Below are 24,647 nucleotides of genomic sequence, written 5' to 3'. Positions count from 1 at the left end.
TAGAAGCGTCTATTTCCGCAGCGTTTATATCCGGAGTGCAATAAATGGCAAAAGTCAATCTGTCGGGGCTGAGCTCCGATGAACTCTATCAGCTCGCCCAAGAACGCGAGCAACAGGAAGCAGAAGAAGCGAAAGAAGCGATGCGCGCGCAACTCGACGAGCTGCGCGCAACGCGCCGCGAAATGCTCGCGCGTCACCGCAAGGAATTGTCTGCAATCGATGCCGAGATCCGCAGCATGGGTGGTCGCACCACGCGCGGCAAACGGCGTCGGTCGACTGAAGGCAGCGTCACCGATCACGTACTCGAGATAGTCAGCAAGACCAAGAAGATCTCCACCAAGGAGATCAAGGCGGAGCTCGAGTCGCGTGGCGTGGTGGCCAACAACCTCGCGCAGACGCTCGCCTACCTGAAACGCCAGGGAAAGATCACTTCACCCTCGCGCTCAGTGTATTCGCCTGCCTGACCCGGTCGCCGCGTCGTCCGAAACGACGGTGCGGCGATCCTCAGCTTCCCGCCCCGCCTGCCGCGTTGTCTCGCGTCTCCCGCTGGGGTAGCGTTGCGCGAAAGTCAACGCCGGGCCGCAATTCCGCCGATGCCTCTTCCGCGCAGTCTACGTCTGTTGATCGCCATGGCCGTGTTGGTACTCGGCCTCGGCGCCCTGCTGCTGATCCTGGCGATCAGCGAAGCGACGCTGAACATCCGGGCGCACCTCGCCGAGGGCCCCGTCTGGCTGGGCATCGCCTGGTGGGGATTGATCGGGCTGTTCAGCCTGTCGATCACCTGGCTGCTCTGGCGCCTGTTGCGCCCGTCACGCACGCGCCAGCGGACGCCCGACGACGCCGCGCAGGCACCCAGCGAGCAGCAACTCGAATCCGCCATGGACGAGGCGGCGGCACTGGGCACCGACACCCGCCAGGTGCAGCGCGAGCTCGCCGAACTGCGCCGGCGTCGTGAGACCGGCGAGATCCATGTCGTGCTGTTCGGCGAGATTTCCACCGGAAAGTCGGCGCTGATCCGCGCGCTGTTGCCGGATGCCGAGGCCGTCAGCGACGTGCGCGGCGGGACCACGCGCCAACTGAAACGTTACCGTTGGACCAGTCCGGGCGGCGACGAACTGCTGATCACCGATATGCCGGGCACTGCGGAAGCGGACGGCACCCTGGACCGGTTGTCCGCCGACGAGGCGCGCCGTGCGCATGTCGTGGTGTACGTGACCGACAGCGATCTGAACCGCACGCAGCATGCGGCACTGCAGGACATGCTCACGCTGCAGAAGCCGCTGCTCCTGGTACTCAACAAGACCGACCGCTACAGCGAGCCAGAGGCCGAGCTGCTGTCAGAGCGCCTGCGCGGTCTCGTCCAGGACCACCCGAACACCGCTTTCGCCAGCGTTTCCGCGGCCGGCTCTCGCGAGGTCCTGCGGGTGCTGCCCGATGGTAGCGAGCAGCTCGAGCAGCGACCGACCGCCCCCCGGGTGGGCGACCTCGCACGCGCGTTGCAGCGCCTGGTGGACGGCAACCAGGCGCTGCTCGACCGTCTGCGCGACAGCGCGACCTTCGTGCTCGCAGCACGGCAGCTCGACGAGGCGCTGGCGGAGAGCCGGCGGCAGCGCGCCGACAAGCTGGTCGACGAGTACGCGTTCAAGGCGGTGGTCGGCGCCCTGGCGGCGATCACCCCGGGCGCAGACCTGGTCATCCAGGGCTGGCTCGGAACCCAGCTGATCCGTGAACTCGCCGCCGTGTACGATACGCGGGTCGGCAAGGTCGACAGCGACTTGCTGTTACGTTTGGTGCAGCAGCACGTGGGCCGCGCGCATACCCTGTTGCTGGCGGTCTCGGGCAACGCACTCAAGGCGTTTCCGGGGATCGGCACGCTGGCCGGCGGCGCCCTGCACGCGATCGCCTACGGCATCATCTTCCGAACGCTCGGCCGCGCACTGAGCCTGACCCTGGCGACACGCGGCGAACTGCATCCGATGCAGACCGCAAGATTGTTTGAGGAGAGACTGGGTGGAGATCTGGAAACGTCTGCGCGCGACCTTGCCCGCGTGGTGGCCACGCGGATCCGAAAAAAGGACGGATCCTGACACCGGCGGTGACACGCATCTCGCGCTGGCCCGCGAAAGCCTGCGCGAGCTTCTGGACGATGAACGCGTTCCCGGCGAGGTGCGCGCCTCACTCGGCGAGGACTACCAGCAAGTCGAATCGATGCTCGCCAAGCTCGAGCACGGCCACATCCACATCGCGGTATTCGGCCGGGTCAGCGTCGGCAAATCGGCGTTGGTCAACGCCCTGCTGGGTGAACAGCGTTTCGCGACCAGCCCGCTGCACGGCGAGACCCGTAGCGTGCAGAGCGGTCAGTGGCACGAGTTCCGCGACGGCAACGTGTTCCTGATCGACACCCCTGGGATCAACGAGGTCGCCGGCGAGGCACGTGAACAGCTCGCGCGCGAGGTCGCCGGCCGCGCCGATCTGGTGTTGTTCGTGGTCGACGGCGACCTGACACAGGCGGAACTGGACGCCCTGCGCGCACTCTCCGCCGTCGGACGTCCGCTGTTGCTGGTGCTCAACAAGACCGACCGCTACAACGATGCGGAACGCACCCAGTTGCACGATGCCCTGCTGGAGCATGCGAGGGGGGTCGTACAGCCCGAGAACCTGGTGTTCACGGCCGCCCAACCTGCGCCGCAGTGGGTGGTCCGGGTCGATGAACACGGCGACGAGGTGGACCAGCAGCGCGAGCGCAGGCCCGACGTGCGCGCCCTCAAGGAACGGCTCTGGCAGATCCTCGAGCGCGATGGCAAGACCCTCGCCGCGCTCAACGCCTCACTGTTCGCCGGCGACCTGAGCGATCAGGTGGCGGCGCGGGTGCTGACCGCTCGGCGCACGCTCGGCGAGCGCGTGATCCGCACCTGGTGCATCGGCAAAGGGGTCGCGGTCGCCCTCAACCCGGTCCCGGTGGCCGACCTGGTCGCCGCGGCGGTAGTCGACATCAGCATGGTGGTACACCTGTCGCGGGTCTATGGCCTGCCACTGAGTCGCGCCGAGGCCGGTGGCCTGGTCAAGACGATCGGCACGCAGATGCTCGTGCTGATGGGCACCGTATGGGCGGTGCATTTCGTCGCCTCGGCGCTGAAGCTCGGCACTGGCGGCCTCTCGGCGGTGGTCACGGGCAGCGCCCAGGGGGTGGTCGCGTATTACAGCACCTATGTCGTCGGACGTGCGGCCGAACGCTACCTCGCCAATGGCAAGTCATGGGGAGACGCCGGCCCGAAACTCGCCATTCGCGAGATCCTCGACAGCCTGGACCGCGAATCGATCATCGACCAGGCCAAGGCCGACATCCGCGCACGCCTCGGCGCCCATTGACCCCCTCCCCGACCAACACCTGCGCCGCCGGCAGGCGTAGTTCAGCATTTACTAATTTATTGATCCATAGTACATTTCGGTAGGAACGGGAGGCCGGTTGCGCAGACGCCGCCGGTCAGGTCAACGCTGCCGGAGAATGCATCATGCCTGTCTGGGTACTAATCGTTTGGTTGGCCATCGGCGCCGCAATGGGTTTTCTCGGACGCCGCATCGTTGGCGGGCAGGCACCCGGCGGCCAGCTCGGTGACCTGGTAATGGGCATCGTCGGCGCATTGCTCGCCGGTTATGGCGCATCGATGGCCCTCCCCGACAGCCTGCAAGGCGCGGTGGGCGGACTGCTGGCGAGCCTGGTCGCGGCCGTGATCGGTGCCCTGGCGCTGGTGTGGGTGGCCCGCCAACTGAAGCGTTCTGCGTAAGCTTGGAGATTGCCCGCATGAGTGACAAGAGCTGGTTCGACGCGCTGTCCGAAATCCTGAGCAAGCCCCTGCCCGGCACCGAGAAAGCGGCCCCGGCCGACAAGCCGGTCGTGTTCACCGACGACGATGACGATGACTCGCTGCTCGACAAGATCACCGACATCCTGACCAAGCCCCTTCCGGGCACCGAGCAACCGGAGAATCCGCAGACCCCACAGGCCGCGCCGGAAAACGCCGGAGAGGCCGCGGTGCGCGAGGCGGAAGACGCGGATGCCGATCCGGTCTCGACCACCGCCGCGGCGGGTGCCGACTGGATGCAACGCGAGTACGAACGCTTCAACGCTCACCAGGAACACAATCGCAAGATGTTCGCCGAACAGCAGCGGGTCGAGCAGGAGCGCTTTGCTGCCTATCAGCGCGCCCAGCTGGAGCAGTTCATGCATTCTCAGGAACGCGAACGCGGCGTGTTCAAGCAGCACCAGGAGGCCCGTTTCCAGACGTGGCGGCAGGACCTGCGCCAGGTCTATGCACCGCCGGGGATGCCGGGTCCCGGCTTCCCCCCGGGCGCGATGCCACCGCCCCCTCCACCACCGCCGCCGTGGTGGCGCAAGCGCTGATCCGGATCTTGGGTCGGGTGCGGATGTCGTCCGGCGACATCCGGCCACCCGGTGGGATACCGCTGTAATCCAGAGGCCCCGTGGTCGATCGATCACGTCACTGCGTGACAGCGACGCTCATCACCAGTTGCACGACGCCCCACACGATCAGGATGAATACCACCGTGAGCAGGACACCGACCAGGATGAAATCGCGCGCCCTGCCATGTTTGAAATCGCGTTCCCGGGTGGCATTCTTCTGCACGCCGAAAAACGACGACAATACGCTGCCAATGATCTGAACGATCGAAAGCCTCTTGTGTTGTTCGGACACCTTCACTCCACTCCCAACGCATGACTGCAGCCGCCACGCAGTTTGCCAGATTCCACGGCCGCACGGCGAACTTGCGCGCCGGATAAAGGGTGCCACGGATGCGCCGCTATAGCGGACACGCATCTTTGTCGGGAGTCTGCATGAGCGCAATGCGAATCGGCGAAATCGTGGTGTTGGTCGTCGAACCTTCACCGACCCAGAGACGCCTGATCTGCCGTGCCCTGAACGAGATCGGCGTCCAGACGCTGCTCGAGGCGGACGCGGGACATGCGGCGTTGCAGACACTGCGCGACGAATCGCCCGACCTGGTGATCAGCTCCTTGTATCTGCCGGACATGACGGGCACCGATCTGGTGATGCAGATACGCCATTCGTCCGACTTCGCCGATACACCTTTTCTTCTGATTTCCAGCGAGACGCGGTTTCGTTATCTCGATCCGATCCGCCAGGCCGGTGTGGTCGCGATTCTCCCCAAACCGTTCTCGCCCGAAGAACTCAATGCCGCATTGCATGCAACCCTCGACCTGCTCGGCGACGACGAGCTCGGCGAGGAACTCGCAGACCAGGCGTTGCGCGTTCTCGTGGTCGACGACAGCCATTTCTCGCGCAAACACATCACCCGGGTCCTGCACTCGCTGGGCATCACCCAGGTCGATCATGCCGAGAACGGTGTGCAGGCCCTGGAGCTGATCCGCGCACACCTTTACGACTTCATCATCACCGACTACAACATGCCGCAAATGGACGGCCAGGAACTGCTCGACCACATCCGCCAGGATTCGGATCAATCGTCGATTCCGGTTCTGATGGTGACCAGCGAGGAAAACGAGAATCGTCTCGCCGCCGTCCAGAACAGCGGTATCTCAGCCATCTGCGACAAACCCTTCGAGCCATCCATGGTCCGCACGCTGGTGCGCAACATGATCGCCGGTTGACGCCGGCACCTGCCGCTCAATCACCTCCGCGCTGCGTGCGGCGCTTGGTGAACCGCGTCGCTTCGGCATGCGCCGGGTCCTCCGGCCAATGGTGCTTCGGGTACCGACCGCGCATCTCCTTCCTGACCTCGGCGTAGGCGCCGGACCAGAACCCCGCGAGGTCCGCGGTAACCTGCAGCGGCCGGCCGGCCGGCGACAGCAGGTGCAGCACGACCGCGACACGACCGCCTGCCAGTCGTGGCGACGACTGCAGACCCAACACCTCCTGCAGTGGCACCTGGAGCGTCGGTGCCCCTTCACCCACATAGCCAATGCGCCGTCGGGTGCCGGCGGGCGTCTCGAAATGGGTCGGTAGCCACTGGTCGAGGCGCTGCACGCGTTCCCAGCCGAGTTGCGTGGCCAGTACCTCGTCGAGCCGGAGCCTGCGCAATTGCCTGCGGCCCTCACCCGGCTTCAGCCAGGGCAGCAACCAGTGCTCCACGCCGTCGAGCAGCTTGGATTCGGAATAATCCGGCCATCCCTCACCGGGCTCGAGCGCACGCATGCGTTGCACGCGCGCACGGAGTTCCACCGGGTCGTCGAAAAACGCCGCCAGCCCCTGCCTGCGGATCTGTGCACACAGGATCGGACCGGTCGGGTCGTCCGGATGCAGTGCCATCGGTTCGTCGCTCATCACCAAGGCATCCAGACGTCGGACCGCGCGGGCCACCACGTCGTCGAGCGCGGCGTCCCAGCGCAGTTCGCGGCGCGACTCGATGACCCCGGCGAACAATCGCTCCAGGGTCCGTTCATCCAGTGGTGCCGCGAGCCAGATCGCCGCATCGCGATGTCCCGCGTCCAATGCCGCGACCGCCAGCCACCGCCGTCCGCCCAGCGGATCGCCGTCACCCAGTACCGCCGCGCGCCCGTTACGCATCAGGTAGCGGCGACCGTCGGTCGAGGTGCATAGGGCGATTCGATCCGGATAGGCCCGGGCGACGGCCTCGCCGATGTCGATCGGGCCTTCATCCCCATCGACCGGCAGGACGTCGCCGCACAGGCGCCGCAGTTGCTCGGCCGCGCGGGCGATGCGCTGCAGCGACGTCCGATCCGCGCCGGCCGGCAGGGGTTGCCGCGCGCGCAGCGCATCGAGTGCCGCGAGACGCGCATCGATGTCGGCACCGGCGACACTGGAACCACGCAGCGGGTCGCGCTCCGCGAGCAAGGCAGCGAGGTCGGCAGCCAGGTTCCGCGACGTGCTGTCGGCCGCAGCGGCCAACAGGTGCGCGACGCGGGGATGGGTCGGGAACGCCACCATCTGTCTGCCGGTCGCCGTGATGCGTCCGGTCGCATCGAGCGCATCCAGCTGGCGCAACAGGGTCGCCGCCTGTTGCCAGTGCGCGCGCGGCGGCGGGTCAAGCCAGGACAGTGCCCCCGGATCGGTCACGCCCCAGGCGGCGAGTTCGAGCACCAGCGGCGCCAGATCGGCATTCGCGATCTCCGGCGCGGTCCAGTCGTCGAGTCTCGCGTGGCGGCTCGCCGTCCAGGCACGCAGGCAGTAACCGGGACCGAGTCGCCCGGCACGGCCGGCACGCTGCAGCGCGGATGCCTTGCTGATACGCCGCGTCTCCAAGCGGGTGAGACCGGTATTGGGATCGAACACCGGCCGGCGCGCCAGGCCGCTGTCGACCACCCCGGTGATACCCTCGATCGTCAGGCTGGTCTCGGCGATATCGGTCGCAAGGATCACCCGACGCCCGCCTCCTTCCCGTTGCAGTACCGCGTCCTGTGCCGACGCCGGCATGTCGCCGTACAGGGTGTCGACCACCAGTGCCGATCCCCAGTGCGCGGCGATCCGCTCACGCAGGCGATCGATCTCGCGCCTGCCCGGCAGGAACACCAGCAGATCGCCATCACAGACCTGCAATGCGTTCTGTACCGCGCCCAGGGTCGCGGGCACCGGGTCGCGCGACTCGGCATCCCGGTCGGCATAGTGGATATCCACCGGATACAGGCGCCCCTCGGCGGTGACCGTCGTTGCCCCCATCAGCCGGGCGAGTGGCGCGGTGTCCAGCGAGGCCGACATCGCGAGCAGTCGCAGGTCGTCGCGTAACCCGGCGCAGACATCGAGACACAGCGCGAGCGACAGGTCGGCCTGCAGGCTGCGCTCGTGGAACTCGTCGAACACCACCAGGCCCACCCCGGTGAGCTCGGGATCGGCCTGCAGGCGGCGCAGCAGCAGGCCCTCCGTAAGCACCTCGATGCGCGTCGCAGCGGACAGGCGGCGCTCGAAGCGCACCTGGTAGCCGACCGTCTGCCCGACCGGCTCGCCGAGCAACGCCGCCATACGTCGCGCCGCCATACGCGCCGCGGGCCGCCGCGGCTCGAGCATCAGGATGCGCCGGCCGGCGAGCCACGGGGCATCCAGCAGCAACAACGGGACCAGCGTGGTCTTGCCGGAACCGGGCTCGGCACTCAGTACCGCATGTCCGGACGCCAGCGTGCGGCGCAGCTCAGGCAGCTGTCGTGTGACCGGCAGTTCAGGCAGGCGCGAGAGATCGATGGTCTTGGGTGTCACGGTTTGGCCCCGGGGGCTGCTTCGCCGAACCGGTACCCGGAGGGACCGGCCGACCCGCCCCGCTCAACGCGAGGTCAGCTTCAGTTCGATGCGGCGATTGCGACTGTAGGCCTCAACCGAGTCGGCGGGATCGATCGGATGAAACTCGCCGAATCCGGCTGCACTCAGGCGGTCCGGGGGAATGCCCTGATCGATCAGGAAATGCAGCACCGACACGGCGCGCGCCGTCGACAGCTCCCAGTTCGAGCGGTATTCGGTGGTGTTGATCGGCACCCGGTCGGTGTGTCCATCGATGCGCAGTATCCAGTCGATCTCGGGCGGTATCCGCGCAACCAGGTCACGCAGCGTCGCCGCGAGCTTGGCCAGTTCGACGCGACCGTCATCGCCGAGGGTCGCACTGCCGGAACCGAACAACAACTCGGAGGGCAGCACGAAGCGGTCGCCGACGATGCGCACCGAGGGATTGTTGCCGAGCACCTCGCGCAGTCGCCCGAAGAAGTCGGAGCGGTAGCGTTCCAACCGGTTGACCTCGCGCGCCAGCGCGATATTGAGGCGCTCGCCGAGATCACGGATCTTGTCCGCCTGGGCTGTCTTCTCGAGTTCCGCCGCGGCCAGCGCCTGGCTGATCTCCGCGAGCTGGTCGCGCAGGTGATCCAGCTTCTGATTCAGCAGCGCCACCTCGGCCTGGGCATCGGCTGTGAGACGGCGCTCCGCCTCGATTGCCCGTTCGCGTTCGTCGACCAACGCCGACAGGGCCTGGATGCGGATGTCGCGTTGCTCGAGTTCGCGCTGTGCCAGCAGGGTGCGTTCGGCCTGGTCGGCGAGACGCGCCTCCAGGCCCTTGGAGCGATCGCGTTCGGCCCCCAGATCACTGACGTTGCGGTCCAGTGCGGATGCGAGAATCCCGACCTCGGCCTCTAGGCGTGAGCGCAGCGCACGCAGCGCGTCGACATCTTCCTGCAGGCTCGCGACCAACAGCAGCTGCTGTTGGAGCTGCTGTCCCTTTGCCGCATCGCGTTCGGTCATCTCGGCAAGGTCGCTCGTCAGAGTCGCGCGTGCCTGCTCCAGGTCTTCAGCACGTGTCGTCAGATCGGCGATATCGCGACTCAGGCCGGCGGTCTTTTCCTGTTCGAGTCCCAGCAGGTCGGTCAGTTGCACGACGCGCTCGTACATCACGCCGAGTTCGTTCTCTTGCGCATCGAGGATCTGCGACAACAGAAACTGGGCCAGGCTGAACAACATCAGCACGAAGATCACCAGCATCAACAGCGCGGCCAGCACATCCACGTAACCCGGCCATACATCGATCGCGCGATGTCTGCGGCGCGTCGCCATGGGTTCAGTCCTGCCCGGCGCCGGGCGGCGGCGGTTCCACCGGATCCGCGGCGGTACCCGCCGGATCTGCCGGCGAGTTGCGCCCGAGATACTCCTCGAGCAGGCAGCGTTCGGCCCTGACCTCATCGATCAGCACCGCAATCGCCGGAGCCAGCGCATCGTCGGTGACCTCCACCGGAGCCGCAGCGAGTGCCGGATCACCGGCGTCATCGACCAGCTGCGTGACCCCGGACAACCACTCTTCCAGTCCGTTGAAGAAGCGGTTCTGTGCATGTCCCGCCTGCAGGTCGAGGAAACCGAGCACCAGCGAGCCGCCCAGACCGAACAGCGACGAGCTGAACGCCGTGCCCATGCCGCCTAGCGGGGTCTGCAGACCCTGCTTGAGTTGCGCGAACACCGCGGCAAAGTCCTGGTCGCCGACATCCAGGCCGTCGATGACCTTGCCCACCGCCCCGATCGTGCCGAGCAGCCCCCAGAAGGTACCGAGCAGGCCGAGGAAGATAAGCGTGCCGATCAAGTAGCGCGAGATCTCGCGTGATTCGTCCAGGCGTTCCCGGATACCGTCGAGGACAGTACGCAGCGCCAGTGCCGAGAGCCGGAAACGGTCGCGCCGGCGATGCGAGAGATGGGTGGCCAGCGGCTTCAACAGACGTGGCTCGCGGGTCACCGACAGGCCGGGCTGCCCGGTACGGAACACCCTTATCCAGTTGATCTCGGTGTTGAGCCCGATCACCTGGCGGAAGTCGATCAGGATACCAACCGCGAGCACACCGAGAATGACCGAGTTGAACCCCCAGTTCGCCATCAGGGCCGACCACAGCGGACGCCACAACAGCGCACAGATCGCGCCGACGATGGCCAGATACACAATCATCCAGAACAGCGATTGTCGCGTCGAAAGCATGTCCGCCACACAAGGGTCGATACAAATTCCTCGAAGGATGCGATCTGCGCGATGCAATCGCAAGTGGCATTGAGTCCGCCGCGCCCCGACCCACCACCCTGCAGCGGCACTCAATGGCACCACGGACCGTGCTGCAGATCACTGACTGGCTTTTTGTCGTGTTGAAAACTATCTTCCGATTTCCGTAACCCCTGCGCGAGGACCCCTCTTGCATCGCTGCCGCGTCCACCGCTGCGTCCCCTCGACAACCCGGTCGTTCGAATGCCGATGAAGGCCGGCGCCCAGCGACGCTACGCGGTGTTGCTCGCCGCCGGTCTGCTCGCCTGCGGTGCCCTGGCCCTGTGGATGCTCGCGCAGCGCCCGCCCGTATCACTGCTCGAACGCATCCAGCGCAGTGGCGAACTGGTGGTGGCCACGCGGTTGGGGCCGACGACGTACCATGCGGGCGCGGCGGGACCCGACGGTTTCGAGTATGCGCTGGCGAAGGAATTCGGGCGCGCACTCGGGGTAGGCGTCCGTTTCGAGTTTCCCGCCGACGTGGAGGCACTGCTCGATGCCACGACCCGGGGCACGGTGCACATCGCGGCGGCCGGACTCAGCATCAACGAGCAGCGTAACCACCGCGTCCATTTCACCTTGCCCTACCAGTATCAGACCGAGCAGCTGGTATACCGCCGGGGCAGCCGACGGCCGCGCAGTCTGGCCGACGTCGAGCCGGGCGAGCTGCACGTGATCGCCGGTTCCGGCCAGGAGGCGGCACTGATCGAACTGCGTGATACAGCGTATCCGCAGCTGCGCTGGGAACGCCTTGGGGGCACCGGCCCGGAGACCCTGCTCGCGGCGCTCGACCAAGGCGGGATCCGCTATACCCTGGCCGGCGCCAACGAGGTCGAACTCAGCCGGCGCCTGTACAGGTATGTCGCGGTGGCGTTCGAACTCGACGAACCGCGTGCGCTGGCCTGGGCGCTGCCGCCTACGCAGGACCGCAGCCTGCTCGATGCCGCCAACGCGTTCCTCGCCGAGGTCCAGGCCGATGGTCGACTGCAGCGCCTGTATGCGCGTTACTACGGACATGCGGGTCGGATGAATTTCGTCGAGACGCGCGACTTCTGGCGCAATGTCCGCGATCGCCTGCCGCGCTACCGCGGCTACTTCGAACGTGCCGGCGAAATCACCGGCATCGACTGGCGACTGCTCGCCGCGATCGGCTACCAGGAGTCGCATTGGCAGGCGGATGCAATCTCACCCACCGGCGTGCGAGGGATCATGATGCTGACGGAGGCGACGGCGACGCAGATGAAGGTCGGCGACCGCGACGACGCGGAACAAAGCATCGTCGGCGGCGCCCGCTACCTGCGCGTCATCGAGAAGAAGATCCCGCGTCGCATTCGCGAACCCAACCGGATGTGGTTGACGCTGGCCGGATACAACGTCGGCTTCGGCCACCTCGAGGATGCACGGATACTCACCGAGCGTGACGGCGCCAATCCGGATCTGTGGATGGAGGTCAAGCAGCGCCTTCCCCTGCTTGCCGACAAGGCGCATTACTCGACCGTCAAGCGCGGCTTCGCACGTGGCCAGGAACCGGTCGATTACGTGGACAACATCCGCAACTACTACGACCTGCTGGTGTGGTACACGACGACCACAGATGCCAACATGCGCCACCGTCTGCTCGCCGAGGAACCGGGCGAACCTGTCATCCCGCCGGTTGCGAACGCGACGGCGCGCTGAGCCTATTGACCGAGCGCCTCGGCCTCCATCGACAGGAACACCTGGTAGGCATTGCGCCGGTTCGCCTCTTCGAACGCCGGCAGGTCGGCGAACCGGCTCCAGTCCGCCGCCTCGTAAGCCGTCGCAAAATCCTGGAACTGTTCTACCGCCGCGCCCATCACCTCGCGCAGATAGGCGAGGTAGGAACGGGTACCACCGATCGCGGCGACCGGGTCGGTGGCCGCCGGACCGTGACCCGGCACCAACGCGTTCAGACCATTGGTCTCGAGCGCCTCGAGTGTCTGCAACCAGTGCCGTGTGTCTGCATCGCCCACATACGGCACGCGACCTTCGAAGATGATGTCACCGGAGAACAGCACGCGGTCCTGTACGACAAACAACGTCATGTCGCCGTCGGAATGCGCGCTGCCCAGATAGTTGACCTGAAAATCGATCCCGCCCACCGTGAACCGGTATTCCTGTTCGACGACCCGGTCCGGCCGTACCAGGCGGGTGTCGTCGTTGACCCATGGATACAGCGAGATGCGGCGTTCGTCGAGGCGCGACTTGGCGGCCGGTGATGCCAGATAGTCACCGGCACCGCGTGGACCGACGATCTCGGCGCCCTCGTCCTCGAACACCTGCAGCCCGTAGATATGGTCGGCGTGATAGTGGCTCACGATCACCTTGACCACCGGCTGTTCAGTGAGCTCACGAATTTTCTGACGCAGTGTCCAGGCCAGCGACGGCGAACCGAGCGCATCGAACACGACGACGCCGGCATCGGTGACGACGAAGCCGGCGTTCGAGACGAACCCCTCGTTGTCGGTGGCCGCACCCGCCGCGCCCTGCGCATAGAACGTATGAGGCCCCACCTGCTCCACCGACATCTGGGCCGTCACCGGCGGATAGGTCTCGGCACGCGCCTCGCCCAGTGCGATCAGCAACCCGATCCCGAACAGTAAACACATTCTCATCGTTGGATACCCGTGCGTTGGCGCGCTTCAGCGGCGCGCGCGAAAAAAGTCTCGCAGCAGGGTCGCGCTCTCGTCGGCGAGCAGACCACCCTCGCAACGCGTGTAATGGTTGAACCGCTCGTCGGAGGGCAGCAGGTCGAACACACTGCCGGCAGCCCCGGCACGCGGATCCCGGGCAGCATAGACCACGCGTTCGATCCGTGCGTGCACAATGGCGCCGGCGCACATCGGGCAGGGCTCGAGCGTCACGTACAGGGTCGCCCCGGTGAGACGATAGTTTTCGGCCTTTGCGGCGGCGTCGCGCAACGCGACCACCTCGGCATGCGCCGTGGGATCGTGGCTGCCGATCGGTTGATTCCAGCCCTCGCCGATGATCCTGCCGTCTTTGACCACCAGGGCGCCGACCGGCACTTCCCCCTGTAGTTCCGCGTGCCGTGCCAGCTCGAGCGCACGGCGCATGAACGCCTCGTCCTCGATGATAGACGTCGCCGGCGGTCCATTTATTCCTTCGCGGTCTACTCCCACTCGATCGTCGCGGGCGGCTTGCTGGAGATGTCGTAGGCGACACGCGAAACACCGGCGATCTCGTTGATGATGCGGGTCGAGACCTGCTCGAGCAGTTCGAACGGCAGATGCGCAAAGCTCGCCGTCATGAAATCGACGGTCTTCACCGCGCGCAGCGCGATCACGTACTCGTAGCGACGTGCGTCGCCGACCACGCCGACCGAACGCACCGGCAGGAACACCGCGAAAGCCTGGCTCACCTCGTCGTACAGGTTTGCGCGGCGCAGCTCCTCGATGAAGATCGCATCCGCGCGGCGCAGGATCTCGGCATACTCCTTCTTCACCTCGCCGAGGATACGAACCCCGAGACCGGGACCGGGGAAGGGATGCCGGTAGATCATCTCGAACGGAAGCCCGAGTTCGACACCGACGCGGCGTACCTCGTCCTTGAACAACTCGCGCAGCGGTTCGACCAGCTGCAGCTTCATATAGTCCGGCAGCCCGCCTACATTGTGGTGCGACTTGATCACGTGCGCCTTGCCCGACGCCGCACCGGCCGACTCGATCACGTCCGGGTAGATGGTGCCCTGCGCGAGGAACGCGACATCCTCGAGTTTCGCCGCCTCCTCTTCGAAGATGTCGATGAACAGGTTACCGATGATCTTGCGCTTCTGTTCCGGGTCCGCGACGCCTTTCAGCCCTTTCAGGAACCGATCTTCGGCATTGACCCGGATCACGTTGACACCCATGTGCTCGGCGAAGGTCGCCATCACCTGGTCACCCTCGTGGAGCCGCAACAACCCGTTGTCGACAAAGATGCAGACCAGGCGTTCCCCAACGGCGCGATGCAGCATGGCCGCGACCACCGAGGAATCCACGCCGCCCGAGAGACCGAGCACCACGCGACCCTCGCCGATCTGTTCGCGCATCCTGTGGATCCCATCGTCGATGATGTTGTGCGAATTCCACAACGCCTCGCAGCCGCAGATCTCGAACAGGAAACGCTGGATGATGCGCCCGCCCTGCCGCGTATGGGTGACCTCGGGGTGGAACTGCAGACCGTAGAAGCGGCGTGACTCGTCCGCCATGCCGGCGAGCGGCGCATTGCCGGTGGTACAGATCGCGGTAAACGAGGGTGGCAGTTCTTCGACGCGGTCACCGTGACTCATCCACACGTCCAGCAGGCCCCAGCCTTCCGGGCTCGTGTGGTCCTCGATATCACGCAACAGCCGCGAGTGGCCGCGCGCACGCACCTGCGCGTACCCGTACTCGTGCCGGTCCGACGACGCGACCCGACCGCCGAGTTGTGCCGCCATGGTCTGCATGCCGTAACAGATCCCGAGCACCGGCACACCCAGCTCGAACACCCGTTGCGGCGCGCGTGGTGTGTCATCCCCGGTGACCGTCTCCGGCCCGCCTGACAGGATGATGCCGCGCGGCGGTTGCGCGTCGATCGCCTCGAGACAGTTGTCATAGGGCCAGATCTCGCAATAGACGCCCGCTTCACGGACGCGACGCGCGATCAGTTGGGTGTACTGCGACCCGAAATCGATGATCAGAATGCGATGCGCATGGATATCGGTGGTCATGGATCCGGTTTCCGAGAAATGAAGCTGGTCAGGGCAAAACCCTGAGGTTGCGCCTGTTTCGATGCAAGGCGTGCAACCATCGGGTTTGCGGTTTGCGAAACGGGTCTGGTGGGTCCCGTCATGCCTGGCGGCGGCTGGTCCTGCACGCCGTTCGCGGTCGTGGTTCGATCAGTCGCGACGATAGTTGGGCGCTTCCTTGGTGACCTGAACGTCGTGCACGTGCGATTCGCGCATTCCGGCGTTGGTCACCCGCACGAACAGGGGTTTGGTACGCATCTCGTCGAGCGTCGCACAGCCCGTATATCCCATGCTGGAACGGAGCCCGCCGATCAGCTGGGTGATGACGTTGACCAAGGGGCCCTTGTACGGCACCCGGCCCTCGATACCCTCGGGCACCAGCTTGTCCTGCTTGGTGTCCTCCTGGAAATACCGGTCGCTGGATCCCTGCTGACCGGCCATCGCGCCCAGCGATCCCATACCACGGTACGACTTGTACGAGCGGCCCTGGTAGATCTCGACCTCGCCAGGCGACTCGTCAGTGCCGGCAAAGAGCCCGCCGATCATCACCGAGTGCGCGCCGGCGGCGATGACCTTCGCGATATCGCCCGAATAGCGCAGCCCCCCGTCGGCGATCACCGGCACACCGGTGCCTTCCAACGCGGACACGACGTTGTCCACCGCGGTGACCTGTGGCACGCCTACCCCCGCGACAATGCGCGTGGTGCAGATCGATCCCGGCCCTATCCCAACCTTCACCGCGTCCGCGCCGGCATCGACCAGTGCAAGACCGGCATCGCCGGTGGCGATGTTGCCGCCAATCACCTGCACCTGCGCGAAATGCTTCTTTATCCAGGCGACACGATTCAGGACGCCGAGCGAATGACCGTGCGCGGTGTCGACCGTGATTACGTCGACCCCGGCCTCGACCAGCAACTCGACCCGCTCTTCGGTGCCGGCGCCGACGCCGACCGCAGCACCGACCCGCAGGCGTTCCTGCGAGTCTCGACAGGCATCCGGGAAGTCGGTCGCCTTCTGAATGTCCTTCACGGTGATCAGGCCGCGCAACTCGAACTGGTCGTTGACCACCAGCACCTTCTCGATACGGTGCTGGTGCAGTTTCGCGACCACTTCGTCGCGACTCGCGCCTTCGCGCACCGTCACCAGACGCTCTTTCGGCGTCATGATCGAGCTCACCTTTTCGTCCAGGCGGGTCTCGAATCGAAGGTCGCGGCCGGTGACGATTCCGACCAGTTCACTGCCGTCGACCACCGGGACGCCCGAGATATGGTTGGAACGGGTCAGCGCCAGGACCTCACCGATGCTGGTGTGCGGCGACACGGTGATCGGGTCGTGAATCACCCCGCTCTCGTAACGCTTGACCATGCGCACCTGCGCCGCCTGCTCGGCCGCCGTCATGTTCTTGTGCACCATGCCGATGCCGCCGGCGAGCGCCATCGCGATCGCCAGACGCGCCTCCGTCACCGTATCCATCGCCGCCGAAACCAGCGGGATGTTCAGTGCGATGTCGCGGGTGAGCTTGCTTGCCAAGGTGACATCTTTCGGCACGACCTCGGAACGGGCCGGCACCAACAGCACGTCGTCGAAAGTCAGAGCTTCATGGTCTTGGGCAAGGCGCATAGGGGATTCCAATCTGGCGGGTGAAAACAAGCGGGGGATTATAGGATTTGACGAAATGCCGGTAAACTGGCTAGTCTCGCTGACACGTCGCTGGATCGTCACAACCGGCAGATTTGGCGTAGAAAAACAACGCCCTTGGCAGGGACTCCGAAGCGCTGCGGCGGTGCATGACCGCCGGTGCGGCAGATGGATTGGGGCACACGACAGCATAAATACGAAACCCTTCAGGAGATGGAGTCAGATGAAACGAACCCTTTTCATCGCCGTATTGGCATCGGTCGCGTTCACGTTCGGCGGCTGCGCGAAAAAAGAGAAGATGGACACCGCGAGCGCGGAAGCCACTGAAATGAAAGCGGCCATGCCGGCCACCGGTTCGGCGGCGGACGCCTACAAGGCCGCGCTCGCCGACGCCAAGGCCGAACAGGCCAAGGCCGCGAAAGTGGGCGGCGAATGGCGCGATACCGGCAAGATCATCAAGTCGGCCGAAGAGGCCGCCGCGGCAGGCGACTACGGCAAGGCCAAGAGCCTCGCCGACAAGGCCGCTGCACAGGGTCGGCTCGGCCAGCAGCAGGCCGCCACCCAGGTCAACAAGGGTAATCCCGATTACCTGTACAAGTGATTCGCTCGGCGCTCCTTCGTCGGGCGCAGACCAGGAGCCGGGCATTGCCCGGCTTTTTCTTCGGCCGGATGCACAACGGTGCGCGGCTCTCCCACCGCACATCGCGGTATGCGCTACCTGCGCCGCCGACACGATACCGCGGAACCGTGTCACATGAACGCACGTGACCAGGATCGCCGTGAGGTCTACAGCGTCAGTCGCCTGAACAGCGAGGTGCGGGCCGTACTCGATTCCAGCTTTCCGCTGCTGTGGGTCGAAGGCGAGCTGTCCGGCCTTGCGACGCCACGTTCGGGACACCTGTACTTCAACCTCAAAGACGCCCACGCCCAGGTGCGCTGCGCGATGTTTCGACCCAAGCGGCAGCTGTTGCGCTTTCAGCCTGCCGACGGCGACCAGGTCGTGGCCCGTGTGCGGGTCGGTCTATATGAGCCGCGTGGCGACTTCCAGTTGGTCGTCGAACACCTCGAACCGGCCGGCGCCGGCGCCGCGCAGCAGGCATTCGAGGCGCTGAAGCAGAAACTGCAGGCCGAGGGATTGTTCGATGCCGCCCGCAAACGGCGCCTGCCGGTATTTCCGCGACGCATCGGCGTCATCACTTCGCCGTCCGGTGCGGCACTGCGCGACGTCCTGAAGGTGCTGCGCCGCCGCGCGCCCTACCTTGCGGTCACGGTATTCCCGGCACAGGTCCAGGGGCGTGGCGCCGCCGCGGAGCTGGTCTCGGCACTCGATCTCGCGATCCGTCGGGCCGACTGCGACGTGCTGCTGCTCACGCGCGGTGGCGGGTCGCCCGAGGACCTGCTGGCATTCAACGACGAGACGCTGGCGCGGACGATTGCCGCATCACCGATCCCGGTGGTCAGCGCGGTCGGTCACGAGATCGACTTCACGATCGCCGATTTCGTTGCCGATCGGCGAGCGCCGACGCCCTCTGCGGCCGCGGAACTGATCAGTCCCGATTCCGATGCGCTGCAGCGGACACTGGTCGCGCAGTCAAGCCGTCTCGGCAACGCGCTGCGGCGGCGCCTGCAGCATGACGCCACGCAACTGCGCTCGCTGGGCAAGCGGCTGCGCAGCGCCTCTCCCGGCGGCCGGCTGCGCCAACAGCAGCAACAACTGGACAGCATCGACCTGCGCCTGTTGCGATCCATGCGCAACGGCCTGGCCCGGCGTAGCGCACGCCTCGAAACCGTCTTTGCGCGTCTGCAGCGCCACCATCCGGCTCACCGTGTCGGCACGCTGCGCGAACGATATGCGCGTCTGCCGGCGCGTCTCGAGCAGGTCATGCACCGGCGCCTGCGCGAACATCGCCAACGCCTGCAGAGCCTCGGCCGGCAACTGCATGCGGTAAGTCCGCTGGCGACGATGCAGCGTGGATACGCGGTTTTGCGGCAGCCGGAAACCGGCGCGGTGGTTTCCAGTGTCGCGCAGGTCAGGACCGGCGACGCGCTGGAGGCGCTGTTGGTGGACGGGAGTCTTGCGCTCGAGGTCGTACGCAGCCGACCCAGCGACTGAACGCCATCATTTCTTCTTGTGCACGAAGCGCATCATTCGACCGCGCTTCTTGCGCTGCCGGTCGGACAGGGGGTTGCGCCGCCCGGCGTAGGGATTGTCTCCGCCTTTGAACTCGATGCGCAGCGGCGTGCCGCGCAGCCCGAGGACCGCGCGAAACCGATTCATCAGGTAGCGCTGGTAACTCGCCGGCACCTCACCGGTCTGATTGCCGTGGACCACGACGATCGGCGGGTTGCGACCGCCCTGGTGTGCATATCGCAGCTTGATCCGGCGCCCGTGCACCAGCGGCGGCGGGTGCTCGGCGACCGCCAGTTCGAGAATCCGGGTCAGTTCCGGTGTCTTGAGATCGACAGTCGCCGCCGCGTAGGCCGCGTCGGCGGCCGCGATCAGGTGGCCTACCCCGCTGCCGTGCAGCGCCGAGACGAAGCGCCAATCGGCGAAATCGAGGAACGGAAGGCGGCGTTGCATTTCGCTCTTGACACGATCCCGCTGGTCGGTGCTCAACCCGTCCCATTTGTTGATCACCACGACCAGGGCGCGGCCGCTGTCGACGACGTGACCGGCGAGCCCGGCATCCTGGTCGGAGATGCCCTGCTGGGCGTCGAGCACCAACATCACCACATTGGCCTGTTCGATCGCCTGCAGTGTCTTGATCACGCTGAACTTCTCGATGGCCTCGCTGATCCTCGCCCGCCGCCGCACGCCTGCGGTATCGATCAGGGTGTAGGGTCTGCCGTCGACCTCGAACGGGATATGGATGCTGTCGCGGGTGGTACCCGGCTGGTCGAACGCGATCACGCGCTCTTCGCCGAGCAGGCGGTTGATCAGCGTGGACTTGCCGACATTGGGCCGCCCGACCACCGCGATCTGTACTCCCGGTTCACGTTCATCGGCCACCTCCTCCGTCTGCGGCAACTGCGCCAGCGCCCCGTTGATCAGGTTGTGCACACCGCGCCCGTGGGCCGCGGCGATCGGTACCGGTTCGCCCAGCCCCAAAGCGTGGAAGTCACCCGACCAGCGGCCGAAATCAAGGTTCTCGGTCTTGTTCACCACCAGGACGATCGGCTTACCGGTGCGCCGCAGGCTGGCGGCGATCGCCTCGTCGCCGGCATTCAGGCCTTCCCGCCCGTCGACCATCAGCAACACCAGGTCGGCCTCGCCGATCGCGCGCTGGACCTGTTGCTCCATCAGCGCATCCACACCCTGCAGAGAATCGCTGATGCCACCGGTATCGACCACGAGATAGGGTTGAGAACCGAGCCGCCCGACCCCGTACTTGCGGTCGCGGGTGAGGCCAGGCTGGTCGGCGACCAGCGCGTCACGCGTGCGCGTCAGACGGTTGAACAGCGTCGACTTGCCGACATTGGGCCGCCCAACCAGGGCGATGACCGGCAACATCTGCGGTGTCAGAGCTCGCCGGGCGGCTGGATCGCGGCCAGTTCACCGCCATCGCCCTGAACGTAAAGTACGCCGTCGACGACCACCATCCCGGTGGTGATCGGATCGCTGCCGACACGCGTCCGTGCCAGCATGCGTCCATCGTCACGATCCAGCCAGTGGAGATAGCCCTCGAAATCGCCGACGACGACCAGATCACCGACCAAAGCGACATTCGACAGGCGACGGTTCTTGAGCGCATCCTGGCTCCAGCGCGCATTGCCGGACCGCACGTCGAGGCCCCAGACGACGCCCTCGGCGTCGCTCACGAACAGCCCCTTCAGGTCGACTGCCATGCGACTGTAGGTGGACACCTTGCGGCGCCACGCCACTCGCCCCGAGCGCTGCTCGATCGCCGCGACATCGCCCTGATAGGTCGCGACGAAGATGCCGCCGCCGAACACCAGCGGATCGCCGTCGATATCCGCCAGGCGTTCCAACTCGGACCGTCCGCCCGGAACGGTGACGTCCAGCTCCCAGATCAGACTGCCGTTGTCGATGCGCAGCGCCACCAGTTTGCCGCCGGACATGCCGACGTAGGCGATGCCCCCGGACAGCACCGGCGATCCCGTGCCGCGCAGTGTCAGCACCGGGACCTCCCGCTCGTAGCGCCAGCGCTCGGCGCCCGTCGCCGCCTCCAGTCCGAACACCTTGCCGTCGATCGTGTGCACCACGACGACACCCTGCGCGGCTGCGGGCACCGACAACACCTCGCTGGAGACGCGCGACCGCCAGCGTTCGTCGCCGGACTGTGCACCCAACGCGATGATCTCGCCGTCGCTGGTCCCGACCAGCACCAGGCTGTCTCCGACCCCGGGACCGCCCGAAACCGGTAGATCCAGATCGACCTTCCAGCGTGGTCGGCCGGTGTCCGCGGCGATCGCCCGCACTTCACCCTCGCCATCCGCGACATACACGGTGTCGCCGTCGACGCGTGGCTCGAGCGCCAGGCGCTGCTCGTCGGTACCGGCGCCGGTGTCGGCGGTCCACAAGGTCCGCGGTTGGATCTCGTTCTGCAGATCGACGAGTTCATTGGGCTCGACCACATCGGCACTGGCCAGCCACTCGGTGGGATCCAGCAAGGTGCCACAACCGGCCGACAGCATCACCGGTAACAGCAGAAACAGGCGTCGGATCATAGTCATTCCTCAGGACGCGGCGTTCTCGCCACCGACGTCGACCAGCTTCATCCGCAGTAGCGACGCGTCCTCGACCCCTTTCGCCAACGCCTCCTGGTAGGCCTCGCGGGCCGCCGTCTGGTCACCTCGAGCGAGCGCGAGATCGCCGCGCAACTCCGCAAACTCGCCGGCAAAGGCATCGCTGGCCGGTGTTGCGAGCAGGGCCTGCAGTGCATCCAGATCGGCGAGGTCGAGCAACAGCCGACCGAGCCGCAGACGCGCGAGTTCACGGATCGTCGGATCGGGCGCGGAATCCGCAACCCATTGCAGGTGATTGCGCGCCGCCGCCTTTTCCCCTTGCTGATAGGACAACTTGGCCAGTTCCAGCGCAGCGAAGCTCGCATAGGCACTGCCACCGAACTCGCCGATCAGCTGTTTGCCATCCTCGATCGCCTTGTTGGGCTGATCCTGCTGCACCGCCAGTCGCATGCGGTCGAACAGCGTCGAAGCGGCCTCCGCCTGGCTACGCTGCCAGCCCTGCCAGCCCTGCCAGCCGCCGATCACCGCGAAACCCAGCACCACGCCCCCGATCACCGATTTGCCGTTTTCCTTCCACCATTTCTTGATCGCTTCGACCTGTTCTTCTTCGGTCTGGTATGTGCTCATCGGTGCATTCTCTCCAAAGATTGTCGGTCGGACGTCACCCGGCGAACAGTTCGCCGAGCACGTCCATCAGGCGTTCGCGCGCCACGGACGTCTGCTGTTGGTCGGTCCGCAGTGGTTTCAGCACGACGCTGCCCTGTTCCAGTTCGCTGTCACCCAGTACCAGGGCGTAACGCGCCCCGCTGCGATCGGCGCGCTTGAACTGCGCCTTCATGCTGCCCGCACCGCAATTGGCGACCACCTCGAGCCCGGGCAGCGCATCACGTACGCGCTCGGCGAGCACCAGGCCTTCACGCGCCGCGGCGTCACCCAGCAGGACCAGGTACAGGTCCGCGGCGACCACGGCCTCAGCGGGCTGCAGTTCCTCGAGGATCGCGACCAGCCGTTCGAGGCCCATTGCGAATCCGACCGCCGGCACCGGCTTGCCACCGAGCTGTTCGACCAGTCCGTCATAGCGGCCACCGGCACACACGGTGCCCTGTGCCCCCAGGCGATCGGTGACCCATTCGAAAACAGTGCGCGAATAGTAATCCAGGCCGCGCACCAGGTGTGGATTGACGCGGTAGGCGACCCCCGCGTGGTCCAACGTCCGGCAGATGAAGTCGAAATGCGCGAGCGACTCTTCGCCGAGATGGTGCTGCAGGGTCGGGGCGGCATCCAGCATCGCCCGCATGTCCGGGTTCTTGCTGTCCAGGATGCGCAGCGGATTGGTATGCAGGCGGCGCCGGCTGTCGTCATCCAGCACGTCGGCGTGGTTGCCGAAATACGCCACCAGCTCCTCGCGGTACGCGGCCCTTTCCTGCGCCGTACCCAGCGTATTGAGCTGCAGCTCGAGGTCGCGGATGCCGAGCACCTGCCAGATCCTTGCGGTGACCAGAATCAATTCCGCGTCGATGTCCGGGCCCGACATGCCGAAGGTCTCCACGCCGATCTGGTGGAACTGGCGATAGCGGCCTTTCTGCGGCCGCTCGTGCCGGAACATCGGACCCTGGTACCACAGGCGCTGGGTCTGGTTGTGCAGCAGGCCATGCTCCATCGCTGCGCGAACGCAGCCGGCGGTACCCTCGGGACGCAGCGTCAGGCTGTCTCCGTTGCGATCGTCGAAGGTATACATCTCTTTCTCGACGATATCGGTGACCTCGCCGATCGAACGCTTGAACAGCTCGGTCATTTCGAGGATCGGCATGCGAATCTCGCGGTAGCCGTAGACGCGCAGCACATCCGCAACGCTTCGCTCGAGGAACTGCCACAGCGGGGATTGCTCCGGCAGCACATCATGCATGCCACGAATCGCCTGAATGCTCTTTGCCATCGAAAAAAGGCCTGACCGGGAAACGGCGACCCCGCAGGACGGGGCCGGTTGTTCAGAGGCGCACCTGGCGCCCGTTAGGGATTCAGCGTGAAGCGTGCCACGTTGCCTTTGGCATAAGGCAACAGATCGAACGGTTTGCCGTTCACCGTAATGCTCACTGCGTGCGCATTGCCGATCACCAGCTTGTACGGCGGTTTTCCACCCAGCACCTTGCGAGTCCCCTTGGGCATCTCACCAAACAGTTTGAATTTACGCTCGCTGTCTCGGACGTCGACCCAGCACGGAGAACCGAATGTCAGCACGATCTGTTGAGTACCTTCCACGACCGGCGCCCCACCGTCGTCGGCTGGTGCCGGATTGAGACTGGTCAGGGACAACGCCGGCGACGCCGCAGCCTGCAAGACGGCTGCCTCAGGCGCGGTCTCCGCGGCCTCCGCCTGCTCGGCCGGGGCTGGCAAGCCGGTGGAATCAGCAGTCGTGTCCACGGAGCCACTGGCAGCATCGATCGAATTCTCCGCACCACCCTCGAGCGCTGGGTCCACATCGGGCGGCGGCGCCGGCAGACGCAGGCTGCCATCGGCCATCACCGGCTCTTCGGACATAGCCGGGTTCAGCATCGGGTCCTGTGCCTCGAGCGTCCGAACGCCAGCGCCGACTTCGGTACCGGCCGTGGTGCGGATCTGTTCCGGGACTATGCCGTCGAGATAACCTCGCCACCACATCAGAAACAGCACCACCAGACCGATCGCGAGCAGCCAGGTGATCGCACCCGCCCAACCGCGACTCGGCCCGCCGTCGGCCGGCAGTGTCGGCGACTGTCTCAGCATGCTCTGGCGTGCGCCGTCGTCCGGCCATTTTTCGTCGAACTGGCGCAGGATCGACTCGACCGGCATGCCGACGATACGCGCATAGTTTCTCAGGTAACCGCGCACGAACACCCGTGCTCCGATGCCCTGGTATTCATCCGCCTCGAGCGCCTCCACGACCCGACCGGTGAGATGCAACTCGCTGGCGATCTTGGCGAGGTCGAAGCCCATCGACAGGCGCGCTGCCCGCAGGCGCTCGCCGGGCCCGGGCGCAAAGAACTCTGCCACGTTATTGCTGGGTTGGTCAGACATT

Annotated in this window: 21 protein-coding genes and 1 pseudogene; 9 read left to right on the top strand and 13 right to left on the bottom strand. The window is 65.8% G+C overall.

Features of this window, described 5'->3' with window-relative positions; genetic code table 11:
- The first annotated feature begins 44 nt into the window (after positions 1–44).
- The 5 genes from H6955_12760 (at position 45) to H6955_12740 (ending at position 4,402) form a co-directional block, all read left to right on the top strand.
- Entirely contained in the window at positions 45–464 is a 420-nt protein-coding gene (locus tag H6955_12760; protein MCP5314428.1) for a hypothetical protein, read from the top strand.
- Positions 465–593: 129 nt separating this feature from the next.
- Entirely contained in the window at positions 594–2,087 is a 1,494-nt protein-coding gene (locus H6955_12755; GenBank protein MCP5314427.1) for a 50S ribosome-binding GTPase, read from the top strand.
- Positions 2,029–3,369 carry a DUF697 domain-containing protein gene (locus H6955_12750; GenBank protein MCP5314426.1) on the top strand — a complete coding sequence of 447 codons (1,341 nt, stop codon included), beginning with the start codon at positions 2,029–2,031 and terminating at the stop codon, positions 3,367–3,369. Before H6955_12755 ends, H6955_12750 begins: the two co-directional genes overlap by 59 nt.
- A 143-nt stretch (positions 3,370–3,512) precedes the next feature.
- A complete protein-coding gene (locus tag H6955_12745) occupies positions 3,513–3,785 on the top strand; it encodes a GlsB/YeaQ/YmgE family stress response membrane protein (GenBank protein MCP5314425.1) in 273 nt (90 codons plus the stop codon).
- Between the two features lie 17 nt (positions 3,786–3,802).
- A complete protein-coding gene (locus H6955_12740) occupies positions 3,803–4,402 on the top strand; it encodes a hypothetical protein (GenBank protein ID MCP5314424.1) in 600 nt (199 codons plus the stop codon).
- 97 nt (positions 4,403–4,499) lie between these two features.
- Here the strand turns inward: H6955_12740 and H6955_12735 are convergent, their stop codons facing one another.
- On the bottom strand, positions 4,500–4,838 hold the full coding sequence (locus H6955_12735) for a DUF2970 domain-containing protein (protein MCP5314423.1): 339 nt from the start codon (positions 4,836–4,838) through the stop codon (positions 4,500–4,502).
- A 17-nt stretch (positions 4,839–4,855) separates the two neighbouring features.
- Between H6955_12735 and H6955_12730 the strand changes: the two genes are divergently transcribed.
- Positions 4,856–5,650 (top strand): response regulator, encoded by a 795-nt coding sequence (locus H6955_12730; protein MCP5314422.1) that lies wholly within the window; start codon positions 4,856–4,858, stop codon positions 5,648–5,650.
- Between the two features lie 16 nt (positions 5,651–5,666).
- Here the strand turns inward: H6955_12730 and hrpB are convergent, their stop codons facing one another.
- From hrpB to H6955_12715, 3 genes and pseudogenes are all read right to left on the bottom strand, one after another.
- Positions 5,667–8,177, bottom strand: a complete 2,511-nt coding sequence (hrpB, locus tag H6955_12725; GenBank protein ID MCP5314421.1) for an ATP-dependent helicase HrpB — start codon at positions 8,175–8,177, stop codon at positions 5,667–5,669.
- Between the two features lie 93 nt (positions 8,178–8,270).
- Positions 8,271–9,542 (bottom strand): peptidoglycan -binding protein, encoded by a 1,272-nt coding sequence (locus H6955_12720; GenBank protein MCP5314420.1) that lies wholly within the window; start codon positions 9,540–9,542, stop codon positions 8,271–8,273.
- A 208-nt stretch (positions 9,543–9,750) separates the two neighbouring features.
- Positions 9,751–10,446, bottom strand: a pseudogene (locus tag H6955_12715) (flagellar motor protein MotA).
- A gap of 261 nt (positions 10,447–10,707) precedes the next feature.
- Between H6955_12715 and mltF the strand changes: the two are divergent.
- Positions 10,708–12,180, top strand: a complete 1,473-nt coding sequence (mltF, locus tag H6955_12710; protein MCP5314419.1) for a membrane-bound lytic murein transglycosylase MltF — start codon at positions 10,708–10,710, stop codon at positions 12,178–12,180.
- 2 nt (positions 12,181–12,182) lie between these two features.
- Here the strand turns inward: mltF and H6955_12705 are convergent, their stop codons facing one another.
- From H6955_12705 to guaB, 4 genes are all read right to left on the bottom strand, one after another.
- Positions 12,183–13,049, bottom strand: coding sequence for an MBL fold metallo-hydrolase (locus tag H6955_12705; GenBank protein MCP5314418.1), 867 nt, complete (start codon positions 13,047–13,049; stop codon positions 12,183–12,185).
- Between the two features lie 114 nt (positions 13,050–13,163).
- Positions 13,164–13,613: a tRNA adenosine(34) deaminase TadA gene (gene tadA, locus H6955_12700; GenBank protein ID MCP5314417.1), complete on the bottom strand. Its 450-nt coding sequence runs from the start codon at positions 13,611–13,613 to the stop codon at positions 13,164–13,166.
- A 38-nt stretch (positions 13,614–13,651) separates the two neighbouring features.
- Positions 13,652–15,229 carry a glutamine-hydrolyzing GMP synthase gene (gene guaA, locus H6955_12695; protein ID MCP5314416.1) on the bottom strand — a complete coding sequence of 526 codons (1,578 nt, stop codon included), beginning with the start codon at positions 15,227–15,229 and terminating at the stop codon, positions 13,652–13,654.
- 168 nt (positions 15,230–15,397) lie between these two features.
- Positions 15,398–16,867 carry an IMP dehydrogenase gene (guaB, locus tag H6955_12690; protein MCP5314415.1) on the bottom strand — a complete coding sequence of 490 codons (1,470 nt, stop codon included), beginning with the start codon at positions 16,865–16,867 and terminating at the stop codon, positions 15,398–15,400.
- A 241-nt stretch (positions 16,868–17,108) separates the two neighbouring features.
- Between guaB and H6955_12685 the strand changes: the two genes are divergently transcribed.
- Positions 17,109–17,486, top strand: a complete 378-nt coding sequence (locus H6955_12685) for a SoxXA-binding protein (protein ID MCP5314414.1) — start codon at positions 17,109–17,111, stop codon at positions 17,484–17,486.
- 153 nt (positions 17,487–17,639) lie between these two features.
- The gene (locus H6955_12680) at positions 17,640–18,998 is read left to right on the top strand and encodes an exodeoxyribonuclease VII large subunit (GenBank protein MCP5314413.1); all 1,359 of its coding nucleotides are present in this window, start codon (positions 17,640–17,642) and stop codon (positions 18,996–18,998) included.
- Positions 18,999–19,004: 6 nt separating this feature from the next.
- Here H6955_12680 and der read toward each other — a convergent pair whose 3' ends face one another.
- The 5 genes from der to H6955_12655 form a co-directional block, all read right to left on the bottom strand.
- Complete coding sequence (gene der / locus H6955_12675) at positions 19,005–20,396, bottom strand: ribosome biogenesis GTPase Der (protein ID MCP5314412.1); 1,392 nt, start codon at positions 20,394–20,396, stop codon at positions 19,005–19,007.
- Positions 20,397–20,404: 8 nt separating this feature from the next.
- Entirely contained in the window at positions 20,405–21,574 is a 1,170-nt protein-coding gene (bamB, locus tag H6955_12670; GenBank protein MCP5314411.1) for an outer membrane protein assembly factor BamB, read from the bottom strand.
- Positions 21,575–21,583: 9 nt separating this feature from the next.
- Positions 21,584–22,219: a tetratricopeptide repeat protein gene (locus tag H6955_12665; GenBank protein MCP5314410.1), complete on the bottom strand. Its 636-nt coding sequence runs from the start codon at positions 22,217–22,219 to the stop codon at positions 21,584–21,586.
- 34 nt (positions 22,220–22,253) lie between these two features.
- A complete protein-coding gene (hisS, locus tag H6955_12660; protein MCP5314409.1) occupies positions 22,254–23,528 on the bottom strand; it encodes a histidine--tRNA ligase in 1,275 nt (424 codons plus the stop codon).
- A gap of 74 nt (positions 23,529–23,602) precedes the next feature.
- Positions 23,603–24,646, bottom strand: a complete 1,044-nt coding sequence (locus H6955_12655; GenBank protein MCP5314408.1) for a DUF4115 domain-containing protein — start codon at positions 24,644–24,646, stop codon at positions 23,603–23,605.
- Position 24,647: the final 1 nt, after the last annotated feature.

The organism is Chromatiaceae bacterium, from assembly GCA_024235395.1.
Classification (GTDB): domain Bacteria; phylum Pseudomonadota; class Gammaproteobacteria; order Chromatiales; family Chromatiaceae; genus Thiosocius.
Note: the sequence above shows the minus strand (reverse complement) of the source record. Positions and strands in the feature narration are given on the sequence as shown.